The organism is Paenibacillus sp. JMULE4 (assembly GCF_013337105.1).
Classification (GTDB): Bacteria; Bacillota; Bacilli; order Paenibacillales; family NBRC-103111; genus Paenibacillus_G; species Paenibacillus_G naphthalenovorans.
This window is the reverse complement of sequence record NZ_SGWF01000001.1, coordinates 1-25,949: the sequence shown is the minus strand read 5'-3', so window position 1 is coordinate 25,949 and position 25,949 is coordinate 1. Positions and strand designations below refer to the sequence as shown.

General features: G+C 46.2%; 24 protein-coding genes, 1 tRNA gene and 1 pseudogene. 9 read left to right on the top strand and 17 right to left on the bottom strand.

All coding sequences use genetic code 11. From position 1 onward, the window contains the following. Positions 1 to 16: 16 nt before the first annotated feature. The 5 genes and pseudogenes from EXW96_RS00130 to EXW96_RS00110 form a co-directional block, all read right to left on the bottom strand. Positions 17 to 1,597, bottom strand: a complete 1,581-nt coding sequence (locus EXW96_RS00130) for an IS5 family transposase (protein WP_074729564.1) — start codon at positions 1,595 to 1,597, stop codon at positions 17 to 19. Between the two features lie 327 nt (positions 1,598 to 1,924). Beyond that, positions 1,925 to 2,015: transfer RNA gene (locus EXW96_RS00125), tRNA-Ser, on the bottom strand. A gap of 101 nt (positions 2,016 to 2,116) precedes the next feature. Beyond that, positions 2,117 to 2,353, bottom strand: coding sequence for a DUF951 domain-containing protein (locus EXW96_RS00120; protein WP_054816949.1), 237 nt, complete (start codon positions 2,351 to 2,353; stop codon positions 2,117 to 2,119). Next, positions 2,353 to 3,278: pseudogene (locus EXW96_RS00115) on the bottom strand (mechanosensitive ion channel family protein). The gene EXW96_RS00120 and the pseudogene EXW96_RS00115 overlap by 1 nt, the downstream one beginning before the upstream one ends. Before the next feature lie 12 nt (positions 3,279 to 3,290). After that, positions 3,291 to 3,533 carry a putative Se/S carrier protein gene (locus tag EXW96_RS00110; RefSeq protein ID WP_062410205.1) on the bottom strand — a complete coding sequence of 81 codons (243 nt, stop codon included), beginning with the start codon at positions 3,531 to 3,533 and terminating at the stop codon, positions 3,291 to 3,293. 119 nt (positions 3,534 to 3,652) lie between these two features. On the opposite strand from EXW96_RS00110, the gene yyaC reads away from it, so the two are divergent. Further along, positions 3,653 to 4,267, top strand: a complete 615-nt coding sequence (gene yyaC, locus EXW96_RS00105) for a spore protease YyaC (RefSeq protein ID WP_062410204.1) — start codon at positions 3,653 to 3,655, stop codon at positions 4,265 to 4,267. Here the strand turns inward: yyaC and EXW96_RS00100 are convergent. The 12 genes from EXW96_RS00100 to rpmH all read right to left on the bottom strand — a co-directional run bounded on the left by EXW96_RS00100 (position 4,242) and on the right by rpmH (position 15,134). Further along, positions 4,242 to 4,736: a DUF4446 family protein gene (locus EXW96_RS00100; protein WP_174349554.1), complete on the bottom strand. Its 495-nt coding sequence runs from the start codon at positions 4,734 to 4,736 to the stop codon at positions 4,242 to 4,244. The two genes, yyaC and EXW96_RS00100, sit on opposite strands and share 26 nt — an antisense overlap. A 24-nt stretch (positions 4,737 to 4,760) precedes the next feature. After that, a complete protein-coding gene (locus EXW96_RS00095) occupies positions 4,761 to 5,915 on the bottom strand; it encodes an aminotransferase class V-fold PLP-dependent enzyme (RefSeq protein ID WP_174349593.1) in 1,155 nt (384 codons plus the stop codon). Positions 5,916 to 6,012: 97 nt separating this feature from the next. Continuing rightward, positions 6,013 to 6,876: a ParB/RepB/Spo0J family partition protein gene (locus EXW96_RS00090; RefSeq protein ID WP_137671214.1), complete on the bottom strand. Its 864-nt coding sequence runs from the start codon at positions 6,874 to 6,876 to the stop codon at positions 6,013 to 6,015. Next, entirely contained in the window at positions 6,873 to 7,631 is a 759-nt protein-coding gene (locus tag EXW96_RS00085) for a ParA family protein (protein WP_062410201.1), read from the bottom strand. Before EXW96_RS00085 ends, EXW96_RS00090 begins: the two co-directional genes overlap by 4 nt. A 334-nt stretch (positions 7,632 to 7,965) precedes the next feature. Continuing rightward, a complete protein-coding gene (gene noc, locus EXW96_RS00080; RefSeq protein WP_174349553.1) occupies positions 7,966 to 8,784 on the bottom strand; it encodes a nucleoid occlusion protein in 819 nt (272 codons plus the stop codon). 149 nt (positions 8,785 to 8,933) lie between these two features. Beyond that, the gene (gene rsmG / locus EXW96_RS00075) at positions 8,934 to 9,656 is read right to left on the bottom strand and encodes a 16S rRNA (guanine(527)-N(7))-methyltransferase RsmG (protein ID WP_174349552.1); all 723 of its coding nucleotides are present in this window, start codon (positions 9,654 to 9,656) and stop codon (positions 8,934 to 8,936) included. 2 nt (positions 9,657 to 9,658) lie between these two features. Next, entirely contained in the window at positions 9,659 to 11,548 is a 1,890-nt protein-coding gene (gene mnmG, locus EXW96_RS00070) for a tRNA uridine-5-carboxymethylaminomethyl(34) synthesis enzyme MnmG (RefSeq protein WP_174349551.1), read from the bottom strand. Positions 11,549 to 11,573: 25 nt separating this feature from the next. Then, complete coding sequence (gene mnmE, locus EXW96_RS00065) at positions 11,574 to 12,950, bottom strand: tRNA uridine-5-carboxymethylaminomethyl(34) synthesis GTPase MnmE (RefSeq protein WP_074729554.1); 1,377 nt, start codon at positions 12,948 to 12,950, stop codon at positions 11,574 to 11,576. An 84-nt stretch (positions 12,951 to 13,034) separates the two neighbouring features. Further along, positions 13,035 to 13,655 carry an RNA-binding cell elongation regulator Jag/EloR gene (jag, locus tag EXW96_RS00060; protein WP_062410197.1) on the bottom strand — a complete coding sequence of 207 codons (621 nt, stop codon included), beginning with the start codon at positions 13,653 to 13,655 and terminating at the stop codon, positions 13,035 to 13,037. Between the two features lie 30 nt (positions 13,656 to 13,685). Next, complete coding sequence (gene yidC / locus EXW96_RS00055) at positions 13,686 to 14,453, bottom strand: membrane protein insertase YidC (RefSeq protein WP_174349550.1); 768 nt, start codon at positions 14,451 to 14,453, stop codon at positions 13,686 to 13,688. 79 nt (positions 14,454 to 14,532) lie between these two features. Next, entirely contained in the window at positions 14,533 to 14,883 is a 351-nt protein-coding gene (gene rnpA / locus EXW96_RS00050) for a ribonuclease P protein component (RefSeq protein ID WP_062411095.1), read from the bottom strand. A 116-nt stretch (positions 14,884 to 14,999) separates the two neighbouring features. Then, a complete protein-coding gene (gene rpmH / locus EXW96_RS00045; RefSeq protein WP_054816947.1) occupies positions 15,000 to 15,134 on the bottom strand; it encodes a 50S ribosomal protein L34 in 135 nt (44 codons plus the stop codon). Between the two features lie 555 nt (positions 15,135 to 15,689). Here rpmH and dnaA point away from each other — a divergent pair. The 8 genes from dnaA to EXW96_RS00005 all read left to right on the top strand — a co-directional run bounded on the left by dnaA (position 15,690) and on the right by EXW96_RS00005 (position 25,869). Beyond that, positions 15,690 to 17,060: a chromosomal replication initiator protein DnaA gene (gene dnaA / locus EXW96_RS00040; protein ID WP_062410196.1), complete on the top strand. Its 1,371-nt coding sequence runs from the start codon at positions 15,690 to 15,692 to the stop codon at positions 17,058 to 17,060. 213 nt (positions 17,061 to 17,273) lie between these two features. Continuing rightward, positions 17,274 to 18,416: a DNA polymerase III subunit beta gene (gene dnaN, locus EXW96_RS00035; RefSeq protein ID WP_062410195.1), complete on the top strand. Its 1,143-nt coding sequence runs from the start codon at positions 17,274 to 17,276 to the stop codon at positions 18,414 to 18,416. A gap of 17 nt (positions 18,417 to 18,433) precedes the next feature. After that, the gene (yaaA, locus tag EXW96_RS00030; protein ID WP_062410194.1) at positions 18,434 to 18,652 is read left to right on the top strand and encodes a S4 domain-containing protein YaaA; all 219 of its coding nucleotides are present in this window, start codon (positions 18,434 to 18,436) and stop codon (positions 18,650 to 18,652) included. A 92-nt stretch (positions 18,653 to 18,744) separates the two neighbouring features. Further along, positions 18,745 to 19,851 carry a DNA replication/repair protein RecF gene (gene recF / locus EXW96_RS00025; protein WP_174349549.1) on the top strand — a complete coding sequence of 369 codons (1,107 nt, stop codon included), beginning with the start codon at positions 18,745 to 18,747 and terminating at the stop codon, positions 19,849 to 19,851. A gap of 39 nt (positions 19,852 to 19,890) precedes the next feature. Further along, positions 19,891 to 20,139: an extracellular matrix regulator RemB gene (gene remB / locus EXW96_RS00020; RefSeq protein ID WP_062411094.1), complete on the top strand. Its 249-nt coding sequence runs from the start codon at positions 19,891 to 19,893 to the stop codon at positions 20,137 to 20,139. A gap of 118 nt (positions 20,140 to 20,257) precedes the next feature. Then, the gene (gene gyrB, locus EXW96_RS00015; protein WP_054816946.1) at positions 20,258 to 22,171 is read left to right on the top strand and encodes a DNA topoisomerase (ATP-hydrolyzing) subunit B; all 1,914 of its coding nucleotides are present in this window, start codon (positions 20,258 to 20,260) and stop codon (positions 22,169 to 22,171) included. A gap of 33 nt (positions 22,172 to 22,204) precedes the next feature. Continuing rightward, positions 22,205 to 24,685, top strand: a complete 2,481-nt coding sequence (gene gyrA / locus EXW96_RS00010; protein WP_174349548.1) for a DNA gyrase subunit A — start codon at positions 22,205 to 22,207, stop codon at positions 24,683 to 24,685. 113 nt (positions 24,686 to 24,798) lie between these two features. Continuing rightward, a complete protein-coding gene (locus EXW96_RS00005; protein WP_062410190.1) occupies positions 24,799 to 25,869 on the top strand; it encodes an HD-GYP domain-containing protein in 1,071 nt (356 codons plus the stop codon). Positions 25,870 to 25,949 lie beyond the last annotated feature (80 nt).

Below are 25,949 nucleotides of genomic sequence, written 5' to 3'. Positions count from 1 at the left end.
CAAGATCCATCCCAGTCTACACCCAACGTAAGCCTCTAAACCCAAGCAGTTTGAAAAAAGGCAAAAAGAGAACCCGTAGTCGTCGCTCCAAATTCATGACCAGAAATTGAAGGGCGATGACGGTTAAACTGGTTTCGGCACCACGTGCATGAATGCGACCCAGTCCCAATTTGCGCTTGCCTTCTCCAAACTTTCCTTCGATTGCATTGCGCTGTGCGGCGTCCTGCCGCTCTTGCCGACGATCGGCGACTTCACTTTGCTCCTTCGAGGGCCTACCGAGCTTTGGGCCACTAAGGCGAATCCCAAGCTCTTTGCAATAGTTCAGATTGTCTCGATTGCGATAGATTTTGTCAGCCAAAATGACGGCGGGGTAATACCCAAATCGCTGTTTGTACGCTTCCGCCGATGCTTGCAGCGTTGTTGCCTCGTTGAAGCTGTCCCACTCAACCGTTTCGATCCAAGCGTATCCATCCACCAGACTGGCGGCGATTTTGGCGCCGAACTCCACGTTCGTTCCAGCTTTGCCTCGAACCATCGGACGGACATGCGGCTGTTGGATACTCACGATACGATCAGCGATGACGTGTATTTTCTTCTCCATCATTTCGCGCTGCTGACGGTAGAGTTCCGAGATGATCAGAAGCTGACGATAGTGTCTTTTGCTCAGCTCCGTGAGAGGCGTATGCTCCACGAGTGCTTCAATGATCCGCAGATCCCGTCCCACGTAGCCCAGTTGCTTTTTGATCGCTTTGCGGATCACCTTGCCCGATGCCTTGCGTTGTTTGGATACGCCCAGATATGATTTTCTGGCTTTCTCGCGGTATGTGCGCGGCTTCTCCATCACTCCAATATGGGGATGGTGCAGTATGTCAATGATGTCTTCGAGGATCTCACGCGCGTGATTCAGCAACCCCAAATCCGTCGGATACTTGATGTCTGCAGGTGCGCATGTCGCATCCAGCATGAGGGTCCCCTTATTCCTCACGTTCGCAGTCGGTGCTGATGCTGGTGGCAAGACATGGAACCTTTTAGCTATGTTACGGGATTTCTTAGCTGTTGCGGGAGTTTCCTCAGGAATGGTGAGGGCTTCCCCTACTTCCATGGTGAGCTGCGAGCCACCCGCATCGTTGTCGTCGTCATCACGATCTCGTTTGGACGATTTCGGTTTCGCCTCGGCCTCTCGTTCTGCTTGCAGCGCGGCTTGGGCGATCCAATCGTTCACTTCAGCCAGGATTTCCAGGCCGAGCCGTTCCCGAAAATGCGTGAGCAGGGAGTGATGAAACGGCACTTCATCGACATACGCGGTGTAGCCCAAGAAGAACTGCAAATACGGATTCTCTTGGATTTGCAAGGTCGTCTCGCGGTCGCTTAAACCAAGGCGCTCCTTGATAATGAGCGAGCCGAGAGCGATACGTGCAGGGTACGCCTTTTGGCCGATGATCGGTGACTGGAACGAGCTCACGTATTTTTCTTCTACTTTGTCCCAAGGAATGATCGACGCAAGCTGGACCCAACGATTGGTTGGATTTAATTTCCCGCCAAAGGGCAAATAGAAGTTTTCCAGCAGGTCTGCCATATCTCGATTCAACACGAACATTTTCGCTCACTCCATCTGCAAGGTTTTTTACCGATTTCCCGTATTTTCCTTGCAGATGAATTCGACAAAAGTGCCTCAAAATCCTTGTACGATAAGGATTTTTTGATTATTCAGCAAGCCCTAATTAACTCGCTGCTTCACGTTCTCAACATGTATACAAACGTTTTTGAGGCCGTTGATAGGCCGCAATATTCTTTTTCATATTCCGCTTTACGGCCGACTGCGATGTATTCCTGCCGATGCTTATGCTCCGACGAACCCCTCGGGTTCTCTCCCCTTTCCGCAACAAAAAAACGACCGTCATCGGTCGTTTGGTTATTGTATGTATGGCGGAAAGAGTGGGATTCGAACCCACGCACGGCTTGCGCCGCCTAGCTGATTTCGAGTCAGCCCCCTTGGGCCACTTGGGTACCTTTCCGCATTCCAAAAGGGACAAGTAATATAATATCACAGCCCCTCTTATAAATGCAATACCTAATTAAGCAGATTATCAAAGCCTTTGTTTGCTGGTTTCTTTACCTATTGTCCTGCTTCCGTACCGTCCGCTCCAGCCTCTTCTGATACAGCGGCAGACCTCAGCACCTTTTTTAATTTGCTCTCAAACTTCGCCCTGGGTACGAGCACACTATGTTTACACCCGACGCACTTGATCCGAATATCCATGCCCATCCGGATAATTTCCATTTCGTTCGTGCCGCATGGGTGAGGTTTCTTCATCTGTACTACATCACCAAGCTGATATTGTTTCTTTTCCATTAAGATTCCGCCTTTTCCGTCCGATGATAAGTGACGAGTCTCGGATAAGGGATATCAATCCCGTGTGACTCGAATGCCTTTTTGATTTCCGCATTCAATTGGCGCATCACCGCAAAATGAGTGTTGGGTTTACATTCGGCAGTCAGTCTCAATGTAATATCTGAAGTCCCTATCATATGAACACCAAGCACGTCAGGAGCCTTCACCATATCCACGCTATGTTCATAAAAGGCATTTGCAACTTCCTTTAATACCTTCAAAGCGGTATCGATATCCGTTTCATAGGCAACATTTACATCGATTACTGCAAGTGAATTATTAATCGAAAAGTTTGTTACCTGATTAATTGTTCCATTAGGAATAATATGAACCTCTCCCGTCCAACTTTTGATCCGGGTTACTCTCAAGCCGATTTCTTCGACTGTTCCTTTGTAGGTTCCTGTTTGTATGACATCTCCGACGGCAAATTGATCCTCAAATATAATAAAAAGCCGGTAATGACATCCTTCACCAAGCTCTGGGCTCCGAAACCGATGGCAAGTCCGACAACGCCTGCACCAGCCAGCACAGGACCCAAGTTTACATTAAATTGACTCAATATCATCAGAATCATGATGAAATTGACCACATAAGTAATGATATTCGCAGCTAATTTACCGATCGTTTTGGTTCTTCTCTGGTCAAATTGGATCGGACCCCGCGATCTTTCTCTCAACATATGCTCTAAAGCCTTATTAGCGATTTTAATAATGACCCGAGCGGCTATATAAATCAGAAATACCTTCAATAAGGTAAACAGTAATCCAGTCCATACTTCAGGATTGGAAATATAGTCCGTCAATTCCGTTCGAAGTTTTTTCCATATTTGCGGTAAATTTTCTAATGTTATTTCCTCCGTTTGAACTTCAGGATTAGATTGGTTCATTTCCTTCCCACCCTACAGATCTATCGTAACATATTTATCACCGTTTTTAAAATAAATGCCCCTGATCTCTACATTTTCTTGGCGGATAATGTCCGCTACTTGATGTAAACATTCATCCGGAAATTCCAAAGATAGGGCACATCCGGCCGTTATTTCTTTCGGAGTCGGACACATATCATTCTCAATGCCGGCATAATCGAGCAGCATCTCCGCTCTTAACGCTTGTTGAGTTGAATCAAAAGCCATCAACAGCAACGCTCTCCCGCCTTTTCCGTTTTTTTCAGACCTACGTATAATTCATTCCTATTAACCGTATACTAGTAACAGTTTTAGCCCTGATTTTTGTGTATGAACTCTTAATGGGAGGCGTAAATATGAAAATTCCTTTTCATAGAGATGCGCAAAAGACAACAAACAATGAAATTCTTAAGGTAATGCATTCAGAATCAAACAGTATCGAATTGCTCTCCGAACGCCTTTTTGCTTTTCTCCAACAAGTGCCTCCCCATCAGCCTATCGTTCTGGTTTGTGTCGGCACGGATCGTTCCACCGGCGATTCATTAGGTCCACTCGTGGGAACTCAATTAAAAAAGTATGCGATAGAAGGCCTTCATTTATTTGGAACGTTGGATCATCCGGTTCATGCAATGAACCTAAGCGAAACGCTCACCACCATAAACCAACACTTTAATAATCCGTATATTATTGCCGTCGATGCTTGTCTTGGTCAATTAACAAGCGTGGGCTGCATCCAGATCGGGCAAGGTCCGGTCAAGCCCGGTGCCGGCGTCAATAAAGAGCTTCCTCCGGTAGGAAATATGCATATTACCGGTATTGTTAACGTCGGCGGTTTTATGGAATATTTCGTGCTTCAGAATACGCGACTAAGCTTGGTCATGAATATGTCCGACATCATAGCCAAATCATTCTACACCGCTCTAACCAGTAAACTGCGGTGGAAACCTACACCTTTAGTCCGCATCGATTAATGGCTTCGATTTCTTCCGGGGACAACGTATACTTGGACTGTCCTTGCTCTATCGGCTTAGCATACATATAAGTTTGTTCCCGGCTGTGTATTCCCGTAAGCACTACCCCATCCCTCTGATCATCCAGGATCGCTATGGAGAAACTTAGATCACTTCCTCGTTCCGCGAAAGCATTGTAACGGCAAAATCCGATATGTGATTTCATATGACGCATATGTTGTCTGATTTGTTTGATTTTTTCATCAATTTCACCGTTTCTAGCCTCTTGGTCATTTAACTTTTGCTGCAGGTCGATTAATATTTGTTCAACATTGACAGCCTCCGCTCCGTTCAGCATACGTTCGTATCTTTTGCGGAGTTTATTCAGCTTCGCCCATAAGGAAACAACGATAATACTAAAAAACAATATGATGATTCCCACAAATGCTAATACAGCTTCTAACGGAATACTTGCTCCAAGTTCCCCCATGTGATGGCCCCCACATCCACACTCTTAGTTGGTATATTTCACGATTTCCTTGATCGCATAAACGAATTGATCGACTTCTTCATTCGTTGTAAAACAGCCTACACTCGCCCGAACCGCTCCACGTTCCATGGTCCCGGCCATCTCATGGGCCATAGGCGTACAATGATATCCTGCCCGAACGGCAATTTGAAACGATTGATCCAAAATAAAAGCAATCTCAGAGGAATCCGCATTTCCTATGGTAAACGAAACGATACCGGTTTTATTTTGCCCCACTTCAGGACCTAATACAGTAACGCCATCAATTTCCAATAGCCCTGACATCATTCTTTGAGTCAGCTGCCATTCCTTCTTATGAATGCTTTCAACCGTTTCCTTTTGTATGTATTTCACGCCCTCAATGAGTCCCGCTATCCCCACCGTATTTTGTGTCCCTGCCTCATATCGATCCGGCCGTACGGTAGGCTGATCAATGGCTTCCGATTGGCTCCCCGTCCCCCCATGCAGCAGCGGATCCAAATCAATATCGGGATGGATATACAACCCGCCCGTTCCTTGCGGTCCAAGAAGTCCTTTGTGGCCGGGAAAAGCCAACATATCAATCCCCATTTTTTCCACATCAATTTCTAATATCCCTGCTGTTTGCGCGGCATCCACTAATAGCTTGATTCCTCTGTCTCTGCACAGTTCTCCTATTTCTGATACAGGCAGTATGCTTCCAAGCAGGTTAGAGCTGTGACTGCAAACAACCAACTTTGTATTACCATTTATTTCCGAAACCAGATTATCAATTGCCAGATGCCCTTTCTGATCTGTTTTAATGTAAGAAATGTTTATGTTTTTCGTTTTTTTCAAATATTCCAATGGTCTTCTGACGGAGTTATGCTCTACAGCAGTACAAATGACATGATCTCCCTCATGAAGAAATCCCTTTAAGGCCAAGTTGAGAGCCATGGTTGTATTTAGTGCATAGGCAATATCGTTCGGATTTTTAATATGAAAAAGTTTGGCTAATTGCTTGCGTCCTTCAAACAGAGTGCGGCTTGCTTTTACAGCCATTTCATGACTGCCCCGGCCCGGGTTCGCAGCAAAGTGTTCCATATTGTCGTACATTGCTTTTAATACCTCCGGGGGTTTTGGCCAAGAGGAAGCTGCATGATCCAAATATATTATCGACAATTTCAATCACCCCACCTTTTCATTTTCATAAAGATAGCATACCCGAATCACCTGAGAAAATCAGGTATATAACTCAGGTATGCTATACGAAATAGCTTCATGAACTTTTCCCTTGCAGCATTTCCAACAGGCGATCCAAATCATCTTTTGAATAATATAAAATTTCAATCTTACCTTTATTGTTATTATGTTTGATTTTCACTGTAGTGCGATAAGTTTCCCTCAAGCTTTCTTCCAGCTGATTAATATAAGGATCCTTGCGTTTCGGTTTTAATTTGGTTTTTTTCTCCGTATTTTCTTCCAGCTTTTTAACTTCTTCTTCTAATTGGCGTACACTCCACTGTTCTTTAATAGTTGTATCCGCCAAGGCTTTGACGATCTTTTTATCTTTTAATCCTACAATAGCCTTTGCATGACCCATCGATAATGTTCCACGTGAAACATATTGTTTGACTTCTTCTGGCAGCTGCAATAACCGGAGAAAATTGGCAATGTGTGAACGGCTCTTTCCGACCTTCACTGACAGCTCTTCTTGCGTCATATTAAACTGATCGATCAAAGCTTGATATGCAACGGCGACTTCCATCGCATTCAAATCTTCACGCTGTACATTTTCTATTAAAGCAATTTCCATAACTTGCTGATCGGTAAATTTTCTGACAACGGCCGGGATCGTCGCCAACCCGCTGGCTTGTGAAGCACGATACCGTCGTTCGCCCGCAATGATTTCAAATCCCTTTAAAACGCTTCTTACAATAATGGGTTGAATGACTCCATGCTCTTTGATCGATGCAGCCAACTCTTGAATCGATTCATCATTAAAGTTTTTTCTCGGCTGATATGGATTCGGTCTTAATTGAGCAAGTGGAATTTCAACAACCTTATCATCTTCATTGATGTTAAGTGAGGGCAGTAACGCATCCAGCCCTTTTCCCAGTCCCGTACCTAATCGCTTACTCACAGTGCAATCACTTCCTTTGCCAACTCCATATATACCTCTGCACCCTTTGATTTCGGATCATAAGTAATAATGGACTGACCATGGCTCGGAGCTTCACTTAATCTCACATTACGGGGAATAATCGTCTGATATACTTTCTGCTGAAAGTATTTTTTCACTTCTTCAATAACCTGCATCCCCAAATTGGTTCTGGCGTCAAACATCGTTAAAAGAACGCCTTCAATTTGCAATGTCGTGTTAAGATGCTTCTGCACAAGGCGCACAGTGTTCAAAAGCTGACTTAGTCCCTCCAAAGCATAGTACTCGCATTGAATTGGAATAATGACCGAATCAGCAGCCGTTAATGAATTTACAGTTAAAATACCTAAAGATGGCGGACAATCGATCAATATGTAATCAAACATGTGTTTCACTAGCTGAAGCGATTTTTTTAAACGAACTTCTCTTGATATGGTCGGAACAAGCTCTATTTCCGCGCCGGCAAGCTGTATAGTAGCAGGAATAATTTTCAAATTTTCAATTGCCGTATCACACATGGCATCTTTGGGATGTACATCATTAATCAGAACATCATAAATGCAATATACGGCATCCGCTTTGTTGATCCCAATACCGCTTGTCGTATTGCCCTGAGGGTCAATATCAACCAACAATACCTTTTTTCCCAAAGATGCCAGAGAAGCTCCTAAGTTGACAGACGTTGTAGTTTTGCCAACCCCGCCCTTTTGGTTGGTTATGGCGATAATTTTAGCCAATGAGTTCACCTCATAAAATTAAAAACTTAAATGATTCAAAACTTTTTCGAATTCCATTTCACGAAACAATAATGAATAAATACACTAGAAAAAATTCGAATTTTTCATTTCTTTTAAGACGGTTCCAAAATAAATGTAAATAGATCGACACGACTTGACGCAATTTCAAAAAAAAGAATCATTAGAGAAGCTTAGAAACTCCCCAATGATATGTTCAGCAAAATGCCTAAAGAGAAAAACAAGCCTCCTAATGAGGCCAATCCTTTGATTATGAATTCAACGGAGTGAACTATAATTAAGAACAGCACGATGAACAATAAATGTATAATTTATTTTAGCGTTTTGGTATCCGAATGACAATTTCGTAATGATCTTCATGATCTTGTTCCGTAGTATTAATCGTTAAACCGGAAGATGAAACCATATCAACGGATTGCCTGATTGTATTTAGCGCCAATCTCACATCTTTAGAGTACGAAACCCTCTTGGCTTTGCTTTTTACTTTAGCCGATTCCTTCAAAAAAGCAATTCTCGCTTCTGTCTGTTTCACATTTAATTCTTTAGAAATGATGTCTTCCAGCACTTTAACCTGAAGTTCTTCTTGATCCAAAGAAAGCAAAGCTCTGGCATGCCGCTCCGTCACTTTACGTTCAATTAACGCTTGCTTCACCGGTTCACTCAATTGCAAAAGTCTGATTTTATTGGCAATGGTGGACTGACTTTTCCCCAGCCTTTGAGCCAAGCTTTCCTGTGTCAAACTGTGCAAATCAATTAATTGCTGATAAGCAATGGCCTCCTCAATAGCTGTTAAACCTTCACGCTGAAGATTTTCAATTAAAGCTATAGAAGCCGCTTGCGAATCATTAAAATCACGTATGATGGCAGGGATCGTTTCTAAACCCAATTTTCTCACGGCTCGCAAACGACGTTCTCCCGCAATCAATTCAAACATATTGTTCCGCATCCGAACTACAATCGGCTGAATTACGCCGTGTGTTTTAATCGTCTGACACAGTTCTTCAATCCGCTCATCATCGAATATTGTTCGAGGCTGGTATGGACTTGGAACGATCTCATGGACAGGAACATTTTTCACTTCGCTTGTTGACGCCTTATCAGCAAAACCAAACAACTTCGAGATTTGTTCCTTCATTACGATAACCACCCGATCTTTTTAACCGATATATAATATCCCTTTATTAATTAATTCTCCAGAAAAGTCTAAACTCCTGCTAGTACCGACAAAGAACTTTAGCCTATCCCTGAAAAGACATCCATTAAAATGTTCCACGTGAAACAAAATTAAATCAAAGGAGATTTTAACGGTGTACCTGCTTTTCTGGGGTATTTTTTCGGCGTCGGACCCGTTTTTGTAATAAGCACGATATGTCTGGTTGACTCTTCAACAGGAAGCTCAAAGCGATGAGTGTTCAGCCATTGACCCCTCAGTTCTCTTAAGCTGAAAGAGGCTTCCTCTATTTCGTCTTGGACCCCCTGCCCTTTCATTGCCACAAATAATCCTCCGACCGAAACAAAAGGCAAACAAAATTCATTAAGCACGGCCATACGTGCCACCGCTCTTGCCGTAACTAAATCATACTGGTCACGATGTACGGGGAGACGGGCCGCGTCTTCGGCCCGAGCATGCACACATTGAACGTCGGATAACCCTAAAAAAGACGTTACATGATTTAAAAAGTGAATCCGCTTGTTTAAAGAATCCACTATGGTGACCCGTAGATGGGGAAAAGCAATTTTCAAGGGAATACTGGGAAATCCTGCTCCTGAACCGATATCGGCTATCTTCAAATGATCCGACATAGGAACAAAAAAAGCAACAGAGAGAGAATCGTAAAAATGTTTAATATATACCTGTTCCCTCTCGATTATACCGGTCAGGTTCATTCGCTCGTTCCAATCCACCAGCTCCCTGTAATAAAGCTCAAATTGATGAAGCTGAGACTCCGATAACTGGATTCCTCTATTATTTAGCAAATCTGTAAAATTATTCAATATATTATCCATAGTTATCCTCTGGCTGCGAGTACTTTGTTATATTGCTCCAAATAAACCAGTAAGATAGAAATATCCGCAGGCGTCACGCCGGAAATTCGAGAAGCTTGCCCGATCGATATCGGCCGGATTTTGGCCAGCTTCTGCTTCGCTTCTGTTGCAAGGCCATGGACTTCTTCATAAATGATATCTTCCGGAATCCGTTTTTTCTCCATTTTACGCAGCCGTTCTACATGAGCCAATTGCTTTTCGATATAACCGCTGTATTTGACCTGGATTTCGACCTGCTCTTTCATATCTTCCGTCAGTTCATAAGGAGCCGGCGAGAGCGCATGAAGATGCTCATAAGTAACCTCCGGACGACGAAGCAGCGAAAGCATGTCGACAGAGTTATTCAAAACGGCACTCCCTAATGAGGTGAGCATCTGCTGTACCTCCGGTGTCGGCTTCACTTTCGTCGTTTTGAGGCGTTCGATCTCTTCCTCAACCTTCTTCACCTTGTCTTGGAACCGTTCATAGCGCGTTTGGGATATGAGTCCGATCTCATACCCAATGGGAGTCAGACGCAGATCGGCATTGTCATGACGAAGAAGAAGCCGGTACTCCGCGCGGGAAGTCAACAATCGGTAAGGTTCATTGGTTCCCTTCGTTACCAGATCATCGATCAAAACGCCGATATAAGCTTGGGAACGATCAAGGATCACAGGTTCTTTACCTTGAACCTTACGGGCGGCATTAATTCCAGCCATAATTCCCTGCCCCGCCGCTTCTTCATAACCGGACGTACCGTTGATTTGTCCAGCGGTGAAAAGCCCCTTCACTACCTTTGTCTCAAGAGACGGATATAACTGCGTCGGAATCACCGCATCATATTCAATCGCGTAGCCCGTCCGCATCATCTCTACCTTTTCCAGGCCAGGGATTGAACGTAGAATTCTAAGCTGAACATCCTCGGGCATACTTGTCGACAGACCCTGCACGTAATATTCTTTGGTGTTCCTTCCTTCCGGCTCCAGGAAGATTTGATGCTTCGGTTTGTCGCTGAAACGCACAATTTTGTCTTCAATCGACGGACAATATCTTGGACCCGTGCCTTCAATCGCTCCAGAAAACATTGGAGCGCGATGCAAATTATCGTTAATAATTTGATGTGTCTCTGCAGATGTATACGTTAACCAGCACGGCAGTTGATTTGGAACCTCTTCCGTCGTTTCATAAGAGAAAAATTTAGGTTTTTCATCCCCCGGCTGAATTTCGGTTTTTGAAAAATCAATGGTGTCCTTATGCACCCGCGGCGGCGTACCGGTTTTAAACCGGACCAGCTCCAGTCCGTGTTTGCGCAGACTCTCCGACAGCTTAACGGCCGGCTGCTGATTGTTCGGACCGCTCTCATACATCAGCTCGCCCATGATGATTTTGCCGCGAAGGTACGTTCCTGTCGTCAATACAACTGCCTTGCCCAGATACCGGGCTCCAGTCTTGGTGATGACTCCCTTGCATACCCCGTCCTCGACAATCAGCTCCTCCACCATCCCCTGGCGAAGCGTTAACCGTTCTTGTTTCTCCAACGTTTCTTTCATGGTATGCTGATACAGAAATTTATCGGCTTGCGCGCGCAAAGCATGAACTGCCGGACCCTTCCCGGTATTCAGCATCCGCACTTGAATATAGGTCTTATCAATGTTGCGGCCCATTTCGCCTCCAAGGGCATCAATCTCGCGCACAACATGGCCCTTGGCCGGTCCGCCGATCGAGGGATTGCAGGGCATAAACGCAATCATATCCAGATTAATCGTCAGCACCAGCGTTTCACATCCCATACGCGCTGCCGCCAAGGCCGCCTCGACGCCTGCATGGCCTGCACCGATAACAATAACATCATATTCTCCCGCTACATAACTCATCGATCCGACCTCCTAACAAGTGATCTTATTTACCTAAGCAAAACTGTGAAAAAATCTGATCTATCAAAGAATCGCTCACGGAATCTCCTATAATTTCCCCCAGGTGCTCCCAGGCGTTTCGAATATCAATCTGAATCATATCGATCGGCACGAACGATTCCGCGGCTGAATAAGCTTCCGAAAGAGCTGTCCGGGCCTGTTTCAGCAAATGAATATGCCGCGCGTTGCTTACATAAGTCAAATCGCTGGATTCAACCTGACCGCTGAAGAATAACCCTGCGATGGCTTTCTCCAAATCGGCGATGCCTTGATCCGACAACAGCGACATCCGGACGACCCGCTCTTCGCCGAACGCATCGACCAGTATATGCTGTTCCAGCTGCTGAGGCAGGTCAAGCTTGTTGATAATTGCGATCACCTGACGTCCCTTCAGCTGTTCGATCAACTGCAGCTCATCCGGCTGCAATCGCTCCGCCCCATTGAACACCAGCAGAATGAGATCGGCATCGGCCAGCGCCTGACGGGATTTCTCCACGCCAATTTTCTCAACAATATCCGATGTTTCGCGGATCCCGGCCGTATCGAGCAGTTTTAGCGGAATACCACCTACATGCACATATTCTTCCACAACATCTCTTGTCGTACCCGCAATATCGGTAACAATAGCCCTCTCTTCTTGTGCCAGAGCATTAAGCAGCGACGATTTTCCTACATTGGGGCGCCCGACGATCGCCGTAACAAGGCCCTCGCGCAAAATTTTTCCCTGTTCCGCTGTACTCAGCAGCCCGTCGATATCCGTCATCGCCTCCGAACACTTGTTTTTAATATAGGCGTTCGTCATTTCTTCTACGTCATGCTCGGGATAGTCGATATTCACTTCGATATGAGCCATCAGCTCAACCAAACGATGACGAAGCTCTTTGATTCTCTTCGATAAGGTTCCTTCGGACTGCTTCAAAGCGATTCGGAAGGCACGATCGGATTTCGCCCGGATTAAATCGATAACCGCCTCGGCCTGGGACAAATCAATTCTCCCATTGAGAAAAGCACGTTTTGTGAATTCCCCCGGCTCTGCCAGCCGAGCCCCGTTCCCCAGAAGCAGGTCCAGCACTTTCCGCACGGAGACGAATCCCCCATGGCAGCTGATCTCCACTACATCCTCTTTGGTGAAGGATCTCGGAGCCCGCATCACCGTTACCAGCGCTTCCTCCGTTCTTGCCCCGGTGTCCGGGTCCACAATATGACCGTAATGTACCGTATGCGAAGGTACTTCGCTAAGCTTCTTTTTTCCTTTAAAAATACGTTCACTGATCCGAACGGCTTCGTCTCCGCTGACGCGAATGACCGCGATCCCCCCTTCCCCCATCGGAGTGGCAATCGCCGCTATGGTATCCTGAATCATGGTTGCACCTCAATTATTTGTAAGCTTCAATACTAAAGAAAAAGCAATGAAGTCATACGAACATGACATCATTGCATGTGGTAATCAGCGTAAAACAATCACGACACGGCGATTGGGCTCATCTCCCCGGCTGAACGTGCGGACTTTCGGATGATGTTGAAGCTGCGAATGAATGATTTTACGTTCCTGAGGAGACATCGGTTCGAGAACGACTTCTTTCCTGGTACGGATGACGCGATCGGCCAAACGATCGGCAAGCTCCTGCAGTGTTTTTTTCCTTCGCTCACGGAATTGCTCGGCATCCAGCACAATGCGCAAATGCCGGTCAGAGTACCGGTTGGCTACAATGTTGACCAGATATTGCAGCGCATCAAGCGTCTGCCCTCGCCGCCCGATCAGCATGCCGAGCTCCGAGCCGTGCAGGTGCAGCTCCGTAACTTCCTTGTCCTGTTTTTGCTCAATCCGAACATCAAGCTTCATGGAACGAAACACATCCTCAAGGAACAAGACCGCTTCTTCGATCGCATCCGGAAGCAAAGTCAGTTCTACCTTCGCCTCCTTAGCCCCGAAGAGTCCGAACAAACCTTTGGCAGGCTGCTCCAGCACATTCACATGGACTCGGTTCTCGGTTGTCCCCAGCTGCTGAAGCCCGTTATTTACTGCTTCATCGATCGTTTTACCTGTTACCACGATTTTCTTCGTCATCCGATCACCCTTAACTGAAGAGTAATGAAATTATTTTTTCTTTTTCGATTTCGGTTTAGCTTCTGCCGTTGCTACAGCTGGTTGTGCTTTACCCGGCTTATATATGAAATAAGTTTGAACGATCGTGAAAATGTTACTGTAAACCCAGTATAACGGGAGGGCCGACGCAAAATTCATCGCCATGACAAAGATAAGCACCGGGAATATAATCATCAGGCTTTGCATCTGCGGAGGCGTCTGCGAAGACATCATTTTTTGCTGCAAATATGTCGTGACCGCTGCGAGCAGAGGCAATATATAATAAGGATCCTTCGTTCCAAGCTGCATCCAAAGGAAAGTATGGTCACCGATATGTCCATTGCGCATGATCGCGGCATACAAAGCAATCAGGATCGGCATCTGTATGAGGATCGGAAAACATCCGGCAAGCGGATTCACGCCTTCCTTTTGAAACAGCTTCATCGTTTCTTCCTGCTGTTTTTTGGCGTCGTCTTTGTATTTGTCTTTAATCTTCTTCAACTCGGGCTGCAATTCCTGCATCCGTTTCGAACTGCGATATTGTTTTAGCGTAAGCGGTAATATGATGAACCGGATAATAATCGTTACAACAAGAATGGACAACCCGTAAGAGCCCCAAAGCATGTGTGCAAACCAATCCAGCCCATCCGAGAGAGGACCGACAAACCACTTGTCCCAAAAGCTGTTTTCCCGGTCAATCGGCGCATTCGCCGGGCTGCATCCCGCAAGCAGTAAAAATACGAATAAAAGCGGAATGTATTTCAATAATCGACGCGTCAAAATCATATCCTCCCAGCTTCATCTTTTCCATTCTAAACTATATCATATCTTCAGGCACAAAGAAACTAATCGCTGCGTATCATCTCTCTTTACGAACCAGAAGAGACGCGCGTTTGAGCACATGAAGCACACTTTTCTCCATATCATGGTAATCCATCTCGGCAGCCGGCTTACGAGCGATGATGATCAGATCGTATCCCCCCGGAATTCGGGCTGCGTTAAGCCTTACAATCTCTTTCAACATACGCCGGATACGGTTTCGGACGACGGCGTTTCCGAGCTTTTTGCTGACCGACACCCCAAGACGAAAGGTTTCCTGCTCCGGGCGGGCTTTATAATAAAGTACAAATTGGTGGTTCGCAGTCGACTTGCCGTGGCGATAAACTTTATCGAAATATTCTCTTTTCGTCAGTCGGTTCTTTTTCTCCACGAACGCACGCTCCATTATCAGCCCCAATAGCGGCAAACTCACATGATCCTTATCCAAATCAGACGATTCCTGGTCCATAATAACAAAAAAGACCACCTATCAGTGGTCTTACGCCCTTATGCGCTCAATACTTTTCTTCCTTTTTGACGGCGAGCTGCAAGTACTTTGCGACCATTCTTCGTGCTCATTCTCTTACGGAAGCCATGTACTTTCTTGTGTTTACGGACGTTCGGTTTATATGTCGGTTTCATCTATCGTGCACCTCCTCGAAGGATTTGTTCCAATCCCAAAAATACCTTTAAACATTAAAGCACATTTTCACAATAAAAGTCAACTCGGATCCCCTCACTGCCTTCAAACAACATCTGCCAGGAAAGTTTCGGTCCATCCGCCGTCAATGACTAACATATAGAATAAATAAAAATCCAACCGGTTATCCACTTGTGAATAAAAATAATCGGAGTTTCTCCGATTTTGTCGAATTATGAACACATTATAAACAATATATAGTGCTGTTGATAAGTCATACATACAAGTTGTAGGGTATGTGGATAAATCTTAACATTTCGTTGCTTATCAGGGTCTTTTTTGATATCATGAATATGTTTTCTGTTGTGGATACGATTACTTTTCAACAACTTTATCAACAGCCTGTGGATATCTTTGTGAACAATTTACACGGCTTATGTATAATTGGGTTATCGACTTTCTGCATATTGTGGATAGTTTCGACAACTCACCGCTTTTTTTCTACAGGGTCGCGGCTTACGCCACACCGGTTATTTTTTTAAGGGAGTGAATAGATTGTGGAAAGCCATCCTAACGACCAGTGGCAGCAAGTATTATCCATATTGCAAAAAAGGGTGAGCAAACCGAGCTACGAAACGTGGCTTACCTCCACAAGAGCTGTCGTATTTAACGATACCACGGTAACGATTTGTACCCCGAACAATTTCGCGCGCGACTGGCTGGAAAACCGCTATACCAAACATATTAAAGAAGCGGTTTACGATTATACCGGCAAACAAGTCGAGCTCAAATTCATCATTGAATCCGAAGAACAGCCTGAACCGCCCAGCATATCAGCAGCATCGGCTGCTGCTCCGGCCAAAGCACATCAAGCCTCTGCTCCGGAGGAAACGTTCAGTCATATGATGAACCCGAAATATACGTTCGATACGTTCGTCATCGGTGCAGGAAACCGGTTTGCCCACGCGGCATCGCTCGCGGTTGCGGAAGCGCCGGCCAAAGCGTATAATCCGCTGTTTCTGTATGGAGGCGTGGGATTAGGCAAAACGCACCTTATGCATGCCATCGGCCACTATGTTCTTGAGCATAACCCCAGTGCACGCGTGCTCTATATCTCGTCCGAGAAATTCACGAACGAATTCATCAATGCCATCCGTGACAACCGCGGCGAAAGCTTCCGCAACAAATACCGCAATATCGATGTACTGCTTATAGATGATATTCAGTTCCTAGCCGGAAAAGAACAAACGCAAGAGGAATTTTTCCACACGTTCAACGCTTTGCATGAAGAACGCAAGCAGATCATCATTTCCAGCGATCGGCCGCCCAAGGAGATTCCGACGCTTGAAGAGCGTCTCCGCTCACGCTTTGAATGGGGTCTGATCACCGATATTCAGCCTCCGGACCTGGAGACGCGGATTGCGATATTGCGCAAAAAGGCGAAAGCTGAAAATCTCGACATTCCCAATGAAGCCATGGTTTACATCGCCAATCAGATCGATTCGAACATTCGGGAGCTGGAAGGCGCATTAATCCGTGTGGTGGCTTACTCTTCTTTAATTAACGAGGACATTACATCGCATTTGGCCGCCGAAGCGCTGAAGGACATTATTCCAAGCAGCCGTCCAAGAGTGATTACGATACAGGATATCCAACAAAAGGTCGGCGAATTCTACGGCATGAAAATCGAGGATTTCAAAGCGCGTAAACGGACCAAAACCGTAGCTTTTCCAAGACAAATTGCCATGTACCTGGCTCGGGAGATGACGGATTTCTCACTGCCGAAGATCGGGGAGGCATTCGGTGGACGAGATCATACGACGGTTATTCATGCGCATGAGAAAATAAGCGAAGCACTGAAAGTAGATCAGGAATTATTCAAAATCATTCAGAACATTACAGAAAAAATCAGAAACGTAACGATGTAAACGGGAAACGATGCGATGAACGTCTTATCCACAGCTGCATAAAAGAAGGCCTATGCACAATCTTATACACATGTGGATAGGCCTTCTTTTTGCCTTATTCACTCACATATCCACATATCCCGGCTCCCTACTACTATTACTAATTAAAAAAAAAATGTAATATAGAAGTATATGCCCATCGTTTCCCGATTAGAACCAGTAGGAGTGACATACATGAAATTAACGGTACTGAAGCAATATTTGAATGAATCCATCGGTCACGTTTCTAAAGCCATCTCAAGCAGAACGACCATTCCCATCTTAAACGGGATCAAAATAGACGTCGATTCCAGCGGAATGATACTGACAGCCAGCGATACCGATATTTCGATCCAAAGCTTTATTCCTGCCGAGGATAATGAAATACAGGTCATTGATCTTAAACAATCCGGCAGCGTTGTCCTTCCTTCCAAATTTTTTGTGGAGATTATACGTAAACTGCCGGCGCAGCAGGTAGAAATTGAGGTTAAAGACCATTTTCAAACGACGATTCGTTCGGGTTCATCGGAAATTCAGCTTGTGGGTCTCGATCCGGAGGAATATCCGATTATGCCCGGCATCGAGGAGAATAAACGGATCCAAATTCCTAGCGACCTGCTGAAAACGATGATCAAGCAAACTTCGTTTGCCGTTTCAACGAATGAAGCTACTCCCGTGCTCACTGGAATTTTATGGACCATTACAGACGGAAAACTGAAATTCACCGCATGTGACCGTCACCGGTTAGCGAGCCGCGAAACGAATATCGATACGGAAGAAGGCATGACGCTTAACAATGTAACCATTTCCGGAAAAACGTTAAACGAGCTTGCCAAAATATTACCGGACCAGAACACGCTGATCGATGTCGTTTTTGCCGAAAATCAAGTGCTGTTCCAAATCAATTCCATCTTGTTTTATACCCGGATTCTAGAAGGGACATATCCGGATACGTCGAAGCTCATTCCGCAATTCTATCAAACGGAAATTGTCGTCAATACGAATGAATTGATCGATGCGATTGACCGCGCCTACCTCCTATCCAGAGAGGACAAAAGCAACATCGTCAAGCTGATGATGCTTGAGGACCAATCAATCGAGATTTCTTCTACCTCTTCTGAGCTTGGAAAAGTGACCGAAGAGTTGATGACTTCAAGCATGAAGGGGGAACTGCTGCGCATTTCCTTTAACTCCAAATATATGCTCGATGCCTTAAAGGTCATGGACAGCGAACAGATTCATATCGGCTTTACCGGCGCTATGCAGCCGATTATCATCAGGCCGAATGAGAACTCCAGCCTGCTGCAGCTGATCCTGCCCTACCGGACTACGGGCTAGAAAGAAGGATAATCCGTATGAAAAAAGTGGGCATAAGCACGGACTATATAACCCTTGGTCAATTTTTGAAGCTGGCCGATTGCATTTCTACCGGAGGTCAGGCCAAAAGTTTTCTTCAGGAAACCGAAATCTTTGTCAATGGAGAACCGGAACATCGACGGGGCCGCAAGCTGGTTCCGGGCGATATCATTAAGGTGGCGGGCTGCGGCGAGTTTCAGGTCGATGGGCCGACATAACCGCCGACTTTGGCAGAAGGCTTTGTTCGGCAAAGCCCCGCGATTGCTTATGAAGCAGGCTTTGCTACGCAAAGCACTCAGGAGGAACCGTCTTGCAATTAAAAAGGCTGTTAGTGCAGCATTATCGCAATTACGAGCAGGTCGAATTCCAAACCGACCGGATGGTGAACATCATCGTTGGACCGAATGCACAGGGAAAAACGAATTTGCTGGAATCGATTTTCGTGCTCGCGCTTACCAAGAGCCATCGGACCAACCAGGATAAAGAGCTGATTCGCTGGAACGAAAAAAAGGCCAGTTTACATGCGGAGATTGAAAAACGGTATGGTACGCTGCAATTGGATCTGATCATATCGCAGCAAGGCAAACGTGCCAAAATCAATGGGCTGGAGCAAAAAAGACTTAGCCACTTTATAGGAGCTTTGAACGTTGTCATGTTTGCGCCTGAGGATTTAGAGATCGTCAAAGGGTCTCCAAGCGTCCGCCGACGTTTTCTCGATATGGAAATCGGACAGGTGCATCCTGCGTATTTATACGATCTCTCCCAGTACAACAAAGTACTGCAGCAGCGGAACAATTACTTGAAGCAGCTGTTCTCATCCTCCGGCGACGCTCCCCTTCTTGAAGTTTGGAATGAGCAGCTTGCTCAATTTGGTATTAAAATAATGAAAAAACGTCAAAGCTTTATAAAGAAGCTGCAAATATGGGCGGAAAAGATACATGCCGGCATCACCAATGGCATGGAACGGCTTCGAATTGAGTATGACAGTGCCTTTGCCAACGCTCTTGAAGAAGAAGAAGCTGTCTTATTTGACCGATTTATGATAAAGTTATCACAGGTGAAGGATCAGGAAATCCGCCGCGGCGTCACGCTGGTAGGACCGCACCGCGACGATCTCCGCTTTTACATTAATGATAAAGAGGTACAAACGTTCGGTTCCCAGGGGCAGCAGCGAACAACGGCCCTTTCGCTTAAACTGGCCGAAATCGAGCTCATCTGCGAAGAAGTCGGGGAATATCCCCTGCTTTTGCTCGACGATGTGTTGTCAGAGCTTGACCGATATCGTCAAACCCAGCTTATTGAGACGTTCCAACGGAAGGTGCAAACCTTCATTACGACAACCGGCATTGAAAGCATAGATTTGTCAAAACTGGAAAACGCTTCTGTCATCCATGTTCGAGACGGAAGCTTAACATAAATGGATTGCCATCGTTTTGCCGGGAAGGAGTGGGTCAGCATGTTCATTCATTTGGGCGGCGAAAAAATTATTCGCGCATCGGAGCTTGTCGCCATTTTTGACCTGTCGATCGAGAAATCTTCCAAAATATCCAAGCAATTTGTCACCTATGCCAATAAGGAAAAGCGCGTGGAAGTGATTGGCGACGAGGAAAGCAAATCCCTTGTTGTGACACATACAAAAGTCTATTACTCTCCGATATCGTCCATGACTTTGAAAAAACGGGCGCATCATTTGTTAACGAACTAGAGACCATGTCGCTCCGCGATTTCATCAGCTAGTTGAACATAATAAATGAGATTTCCTCCTTGACAGCGCATGTTCAGGAGAGATTTACTCTTTTTACTACGGAAAAGTGGGTGTCTGCATGTCTGTAAATCCAGGTACAAGCTATGATGAAAGTCAAATTCAGGTGCTTGAAGGTCTAGAGGCGGTTCGCAAACGACCGGGGATGTACATCGGATCCACGAGTAGCCGAGGCCTTCATCACTTGGTATGGGAAGTCGTCGATAATAGTATCGACGAAGCACTAGCCGGATATTGCACGAAAATTGATGTGATTGTTCATCGGGACAACAGCGTAACGGTTATTGATAACGGGCGCGGCATCCCGGTCGGGGAGCATCCGAAGCTCAAGCGTCCGACCTTGGAGGTCGTGCTTACCGTGCTTCATGCAGGCGGCAAATTCGGCGGTGAGGGTTACAAAGTATCCGGCGGTTTGCACGGTGTAGGCGTATCTGTCGTGAACGCTTTGTCCAAGAAATTGATTGTCCGGGTGAAACGCGACGGTAAAATCCATGAACAAGAATTCAGCTGCGGTATTCCCCAGTATGACGTAAGGATTGTCGGGGAGACGGAGGAAACCGGAACGCAGGTGACGTTCTGGCCCGATGAAGAAATATTCACGGAAACAACCGAATACGATTTCGATACGCTTCAATCCCGTATCCGGGAGCTTGCATTCTTGAATAAAGGGATCGAAATTACGCTGACGGATGAGCGTTCGAATGAGTCCCACACGTTCAAATACGAAGGAGGGATCGTCTCCTTTGTTGAATATTTGAACCGTACGCGGGAAGCTTTGCACCAGCCTCCGATCTACGTCGAAGGAGATAAAGACAATATTCATGTCGAAGTCGCCCTTCAGTATAACGACAGCTATACGGAGAACATTTATTCGTTTGCGAATAATATCAATACGCATGAGGGCGGTACACACGAATCCGGATTCAAAAGTGCGCTTACACGAGTTTTAAACGATTATGCCCGTAAAAACAATGCGATTAAGGATAACGATGCCAATCTGTCCGGCGATGACGTGCGCGAAGGCTTGACAGCCATTATTTCGGTCAAGATTCCGGATCCGCAATTTGAGGGCCAGACGAAGACGAAGCTCGGGAACAGCGAGGTTCGCGGTATCGTGGAATCGCTTTTTGCGGAGAAGCTCCAGGAGTTCCTGGATGAGAATCCGTCCATTGCAAAAAAAATCGTAGAAAAAGGCGTACAGGCGCAAAGAGCCCGCGAAGCGGCAAGAAAAGCGAGAGAGCTGACGCGCCGCAAAAGCGCCCTTGAAGTGAGCTCTTTGCCTGGCAAGCTGGCCGATTGTTCTTCTAAGGATGCTTCCATCAGCGAAGTGTACATCGTCGAAGGGGACTCCGCCGGCGGCTCGGCCAAGCAAGGACGCGACCGGCATTTTCAGGCGATCCTGCCGCTACGCGGCAAGATTCTCAACGTGGAAAAAGCGCGGCTGGACAAAATTTTATCCAATGCGGAAATTCGCGCGATCATTACGGCGCTTGGCACAGGGATCGGCGATGATTTCGACATTTCAAAAGCGCGGTACCATAAAATCATTATTATGACGGATGCCGACGTCGATGGAGCGCACATTCGGACGCTGCTTCTCACCTTCTTCTACCGCTACATGCGGAGACTGATCGAGGTTGGATATGTCTACATCGCACAGCCGCCGCTTTACAAGCTTGAGCGGAACAAAACGGTACGTTATGCCTACAATGACAAACAGCGGGAAGCCATTATGGCTGAATTTGGGGAAGGCGCTAAAGTGAATGTACAGCGGTACAAGGGGCTTGGAGAAATGAATCCGGGCCAGCTGTGGGAGACGACGATGGACCCGGAGAGCCGTACCTTGCTGCAGGTAAGCATTCAAGACGCGATCGAAGCGGACCTGGTCTTCGATACGCTGATGGGCGACAACGTTGAGCCGCGGCGTGAATTTATTCAGCAGCATGCGAAATACGTCAAAAACTTGGATATTTAATTCATCGCCATGAACCGTAGGAGGTAAAAAATCTTGTCGGAAGAATCCCGTTCACAGGTTAGAGAAATAGATATCGGCTCGGAAATGCGCACTTCCTTTATGGATTACGCGATGAGCATTATTGTCAGCCGCGCTCTGCCGGATGTCAGAGACGGTCTTAAGCCGGTGCATCGGCGTATTCTGTATGCCATGTCGGAGCTGGGCATGTCACCTGACAAACCCTATAAGAAATCGGCCAGAATCGTTGGCGAGGTCATCGGTAAATACCATCCGCACGGTGACTCTGCCGTATATGAAACCATGGTGCGCATGGCGCAGGATTTTTCGTTGCGCTATATGCTTGTCGATGGCCACGGAAATTTCGGCTCGATTGACGGCGACGCTGCCGCGGCTATGCGTTATACGGAGGCGCGGCTGTCCAAAATCGCGATGGAAATGCTTCGCGACATCAACAAAGAAACGATCGATTTTGTGCCGAACTATGACGGTGAGGAGCAGGAACCCGCCGTATTGCCGGCACGCTTTCCCAACCTGCTCGTCAACGGATTGTCCGGTATCGCCGTAGGGATGGCAACCAATATTCCGCCCCACAACCTTACGGAAGTCATCAACGGCGTTCAGCAGCTCATTGAAAATCCGGACGTGACACCGCTCGATCTGATGCAATCGATCAAAGGACCCGATTTTCCTACCGGCGGTTTTATTATGGGGCGTGAAGGAATTAAACATGCATACACCACCGGCCGCGGTTCCGTAACGATGCGAGCCAGAGCGACCATCGAGGAAACCGGCGGCAAAGCGCGAATCATCGTTCATGAACTGCCCTATCAAGTCGTCAAAGCTCGTTTAATCGAAAAAATCGCCGAGCTGGTCCGCGAGAAAAAAATCGACGGCATTACCGATTTGCGGGACGAATCGGACCGCAACGGAATGCGTATCGTTATTGAGCTGCGCCGTGACGTTAATCCGAATGTCGTACTGAACAATTTGTACAAGCAAACGGCCATGCAGTCCAATTTCGGTATCATTATGCTTGCACTGGTAAACGGTGAACCGAAGGTGCTTAATCTTCGTGATATGCTTTACCATTATCTGCAGCACCAAAAAGAAGTCATTCGCCGCCGGACAGAATTTGACCTTCGCAAAGCGGAAGCCCGTGCGCATATCTTGGAGGGCTTGCGCATTGCGCTGGATCATCTGGATGAAGTGATTACGCTGATCCGTTCATCCCGCACGACGGAAGATGCCCGTGAGGGCCTGATCAACCGCTTCGGCCTTAGCTTGGAACAGGCACAGGCGATTCTCGATATGCGTCTGCAGCGTTTAACCGGCTTGGAGCGCGAGAAAATCGAAGAAGAGTATGCTGAATTGCTCAAGAAAATTGCCGAGTACAAAGCCATCCTGGCTGACGAACAGTTGGTATTGAATATCATCAGCGAAGAGCTGAATGAAATTAAGGAAAAATTCGGTGATGAACGCCGCTCGGAGATTACGATCGGTGAAGAAAGCATCGAGGATGAAGATCTGATTCCTCAATCCGAAGTCGTGATTACGATATCGCATACTGGCTATATCAAGCGTTTGCCGGTGACTACCTACCGCAGTCAGAGACGCGGAGGCAAGGGCGTTATCGGTATGGATACGAAAGATAATGACTTCGTAGAACATTTGTTCGTAACGAATACACACCATTATCTGATGTTCTTCACGAACAAAGGAAAGGTATATCGTCTAAAAGCTTATGAAATTCCGGATCTCAGCCGTACGGCCAGAGGAACGCCGATCATCAATCTGATTCAGATCGAGCAGGGAGAAACGGTAAATGCCGTCATTCCTGTGGAAAGCTTCGAATCCGATAAATATTTGTTCTTTGCAACCAAGAACGGTTTGGTGAAGAAAACGCCTCTGGAAGACTACTCCAATATTCGGAAGGGCGGGTTGATCGCCATCACGCTCCGTGAAGACGATGACCTGATCGGAGTGAGGCTGACGGATGGAAATCAATCGATTATTATGGGTACGAAGCAAGGGATGTCCATTCATTTCCCGGAACAGGATGTTCGCCCGATGGGTCGGGGGGCTACCGGAGTGAAAGGTATTCATCTGGATGATCATGATGTCGTTATTGATATGGACGTCGTTCAAGAGGATAACAGCGTGCTTATCGTTACGTCCAAAGGCTACGGTAAACGGACTCCGGTTGAAGAGTACCGGATGCAGTCCCGCGGCGGTAAAGGCATAAAAACACTCAATGTGACGTCAAAGAACGGCCCGGTCGTCGGCTTGAAGGTTGTTCGGGAAGACGAGGATCTTATGGTCATCACTGCGCTCGGAACGATTATCCGTACAAGCATGTCGGGTATTTCCATGATGGGACGTAATACACAAGGGGTTAAACTGATCAATATCCGTGATGAGGATGAAGTGTCCACCGTAGCGCGGGTAGAGAAGAATGATGATCAGCCTGAAACAGAAGAAGACGGCGAGACGCCGGACATTACGGCAGAAGAATGACCGTCTTATGCTTCAAGGGTTAAAGAATGGGGCTTACATCCCCATTCTTTTTCGTTTAAAATATATACAAAGATAATTTTTCAGCGGAGCTGAAGGTAAAGTGAGGGAATTCCATGGCTACTGTCCCCGTTTCCCAGTTAAAATCCGGCGAGAAACTCTCTGAAGATGTGCTAACCAAATATAACAACGTTCTTCTTCGCAAAGGAAAAATCATCTCGGAGCACGATTTGGAAGTACTTCGAGCGTTTTTAATTCCTGCTGTTCAAATCGAATCCAAGAATGGACAAGCCGTTAGCTCATCGGACGAAACCGCTTTGGATGAAAAACAACAAGGGACGGTCTTGTCTTTTTACGAACATTATGAAAAAATGCTGCAGCTGATGCGGCGTGTTTATAATATTGCGAACGCCGGCGGTCAAAACTTGCCGATACTGGAGATACGCACGACATTGGAAAAGCTGATCCAGCATATTGATGATTACAATGTGCTCACATTCAGTCCAAGACATTTTCAATTGAGTGATTTTATTTATCATAACAGTATTATGGTCAGCCTTACTTCCTACAATTTGGCCAAGTGGCACGGTTTGTCTTCTAAAGATTTGATGCCGGTAGCGCTGGGCGGATTATTGCATGATATCGGGAATGCGAAGGTGGACGCGGGGATTTTGTTCAAACCGAGCGCGCTGAATGCTGCTGAAAGAGAAGATATGAAAAAGCACACGATTATCGGCTATAATCTGTTAAAAAGCGTACCTGCCATTAACGATGGAGTGAAGCTTTGCGCACTGCAGCATCATGAACGTGAAGATGGATCCGGATATCCCTTGGGTGTTCGCGGTGATAAGATTCATTTATATTCAAAAATTGTGGCCATCACCGATGTCTTTCACGCAATGAAAACCAATCGTTATCATAAGAGTGGAGCCTCTCCATATTTGGTATTGGAACAGCTTTTGAATGAATCCTTTGGTAAATTGGATCCTGCACTTGTTCAAACCTTTATCAATAAAGTAACTTCCTTCCATAACGGGACATTGGTCAAGTTGAGCGATAACCAGGTTGGAGAAATTGTCTTTTCCGACCGGTCGCACCCGACTCGCCCCTGGGTGAATGTGAACGGAAAAATCATCAATTTGATGATCGAACGCAATCTGTATATACAAGACGTGATTCAAACATAAATTTCCGGCACACTGTACTTGACTTCAGGAAGCCGCTTGTGTTAAATTAGTCTTCGTCGCTTTGGTGGCGAGGCTTTTTT

Coding starts and splice junctions, on each gene's coding strand:
- yyaC (WP_062410204.1), top strand. CDS start 3,653: ATGAAAATTCCTTTTCATAGAGATGCGCAAAAGACAACAAACAATGAA.
- jag (WP_062410197.1), bottom strand. CDS start 13,655: ATGACGAAGAAAATCGTGGTAACAGGTAAAACGATCGATGAAGCAGTA.
- EXW96_RS00130 (WP_074729564.1), bottom strand. CDS start 1,597: ATGTTCGTGTTGAATCGAGATATGGCAGACCTGCTGGAAAACTTCTAT.
- rsmG (WP_174349552.1), bottom strand. CDS start 9,656: ATGGATAATATATTGAATAATTTTACAGATTTGCTAAATAATAGAGGA.
- EXW96_RS00005 (WP_062410190.1), top strand. CDS start 24,799: ATGGCTACTGTCCCCGTTTCCCAGTTAAAATCCGGCGAGAAACTCTCT.
- yaaA (WP_062410194.1), top strand. CDS start 18,434: ATGAAAAAAGTGGGCATAAGCACGGACTATATAACCCTTGGTCAATTT.
- EXW96_RS00120 (WP_054816949.1), bottom strand. CDS start 2,353: ATGGAAAAGAAACAATATCAGCTTGGTGATGTAGTACAGATGAAGAAA.
- gyrB (WP_054816946.1), top strand. CDS start 20,258: ATGTCTGTAAATCCAGGTACAAGCTATGATGAAAGTCAAATTCAGGTG.
- noc (WP_174349553.1), bottom strand. CDS start 8,784: ATGAAGGAACAAATCTCGAAGTTGTTTGGTTTTGCTGATAAGGCGTCA.
- EXW96_RS00100 (WP_174349554.1), bottom strand. CDS start 4,736: ATGGGGGAACTTGGAGCAAGTATTCCGTTAGAAGCTGTATTAGCATTT.
- mnmG (WP_174349551.1), bottom strand. CDS start 11,548: ATGAGTTATGTAGCGGGAGAATATGATGTTATTGTTATCGGTGCAGGC.
- remB (WP_062411094.1), top strand. CDS start 19,891: ATGTTCATTCATTTGGGCGGCGAAAAAATTATTCGCGCATCGGAGCTT.
- dnaN (WP_062410195.1), top strand. CDS start 17,274: ATGAAATTAACGGTACTGAAGCAATATTTGAATGAATCCATCGGTCAC.
- rpmH (WP_054816947.1), bottom strand. CDS start 15,134: ATGAAACCGACATATAAACCGAACGTCCGTAAACACAAGAAAGTACAT.
- mnmE (WP_074729554.1), bottom strand. CDS start 12,950: ATGATTCAGGATACCATAGCGGCGATTGCCACTCCGATGGGGGAAGGG.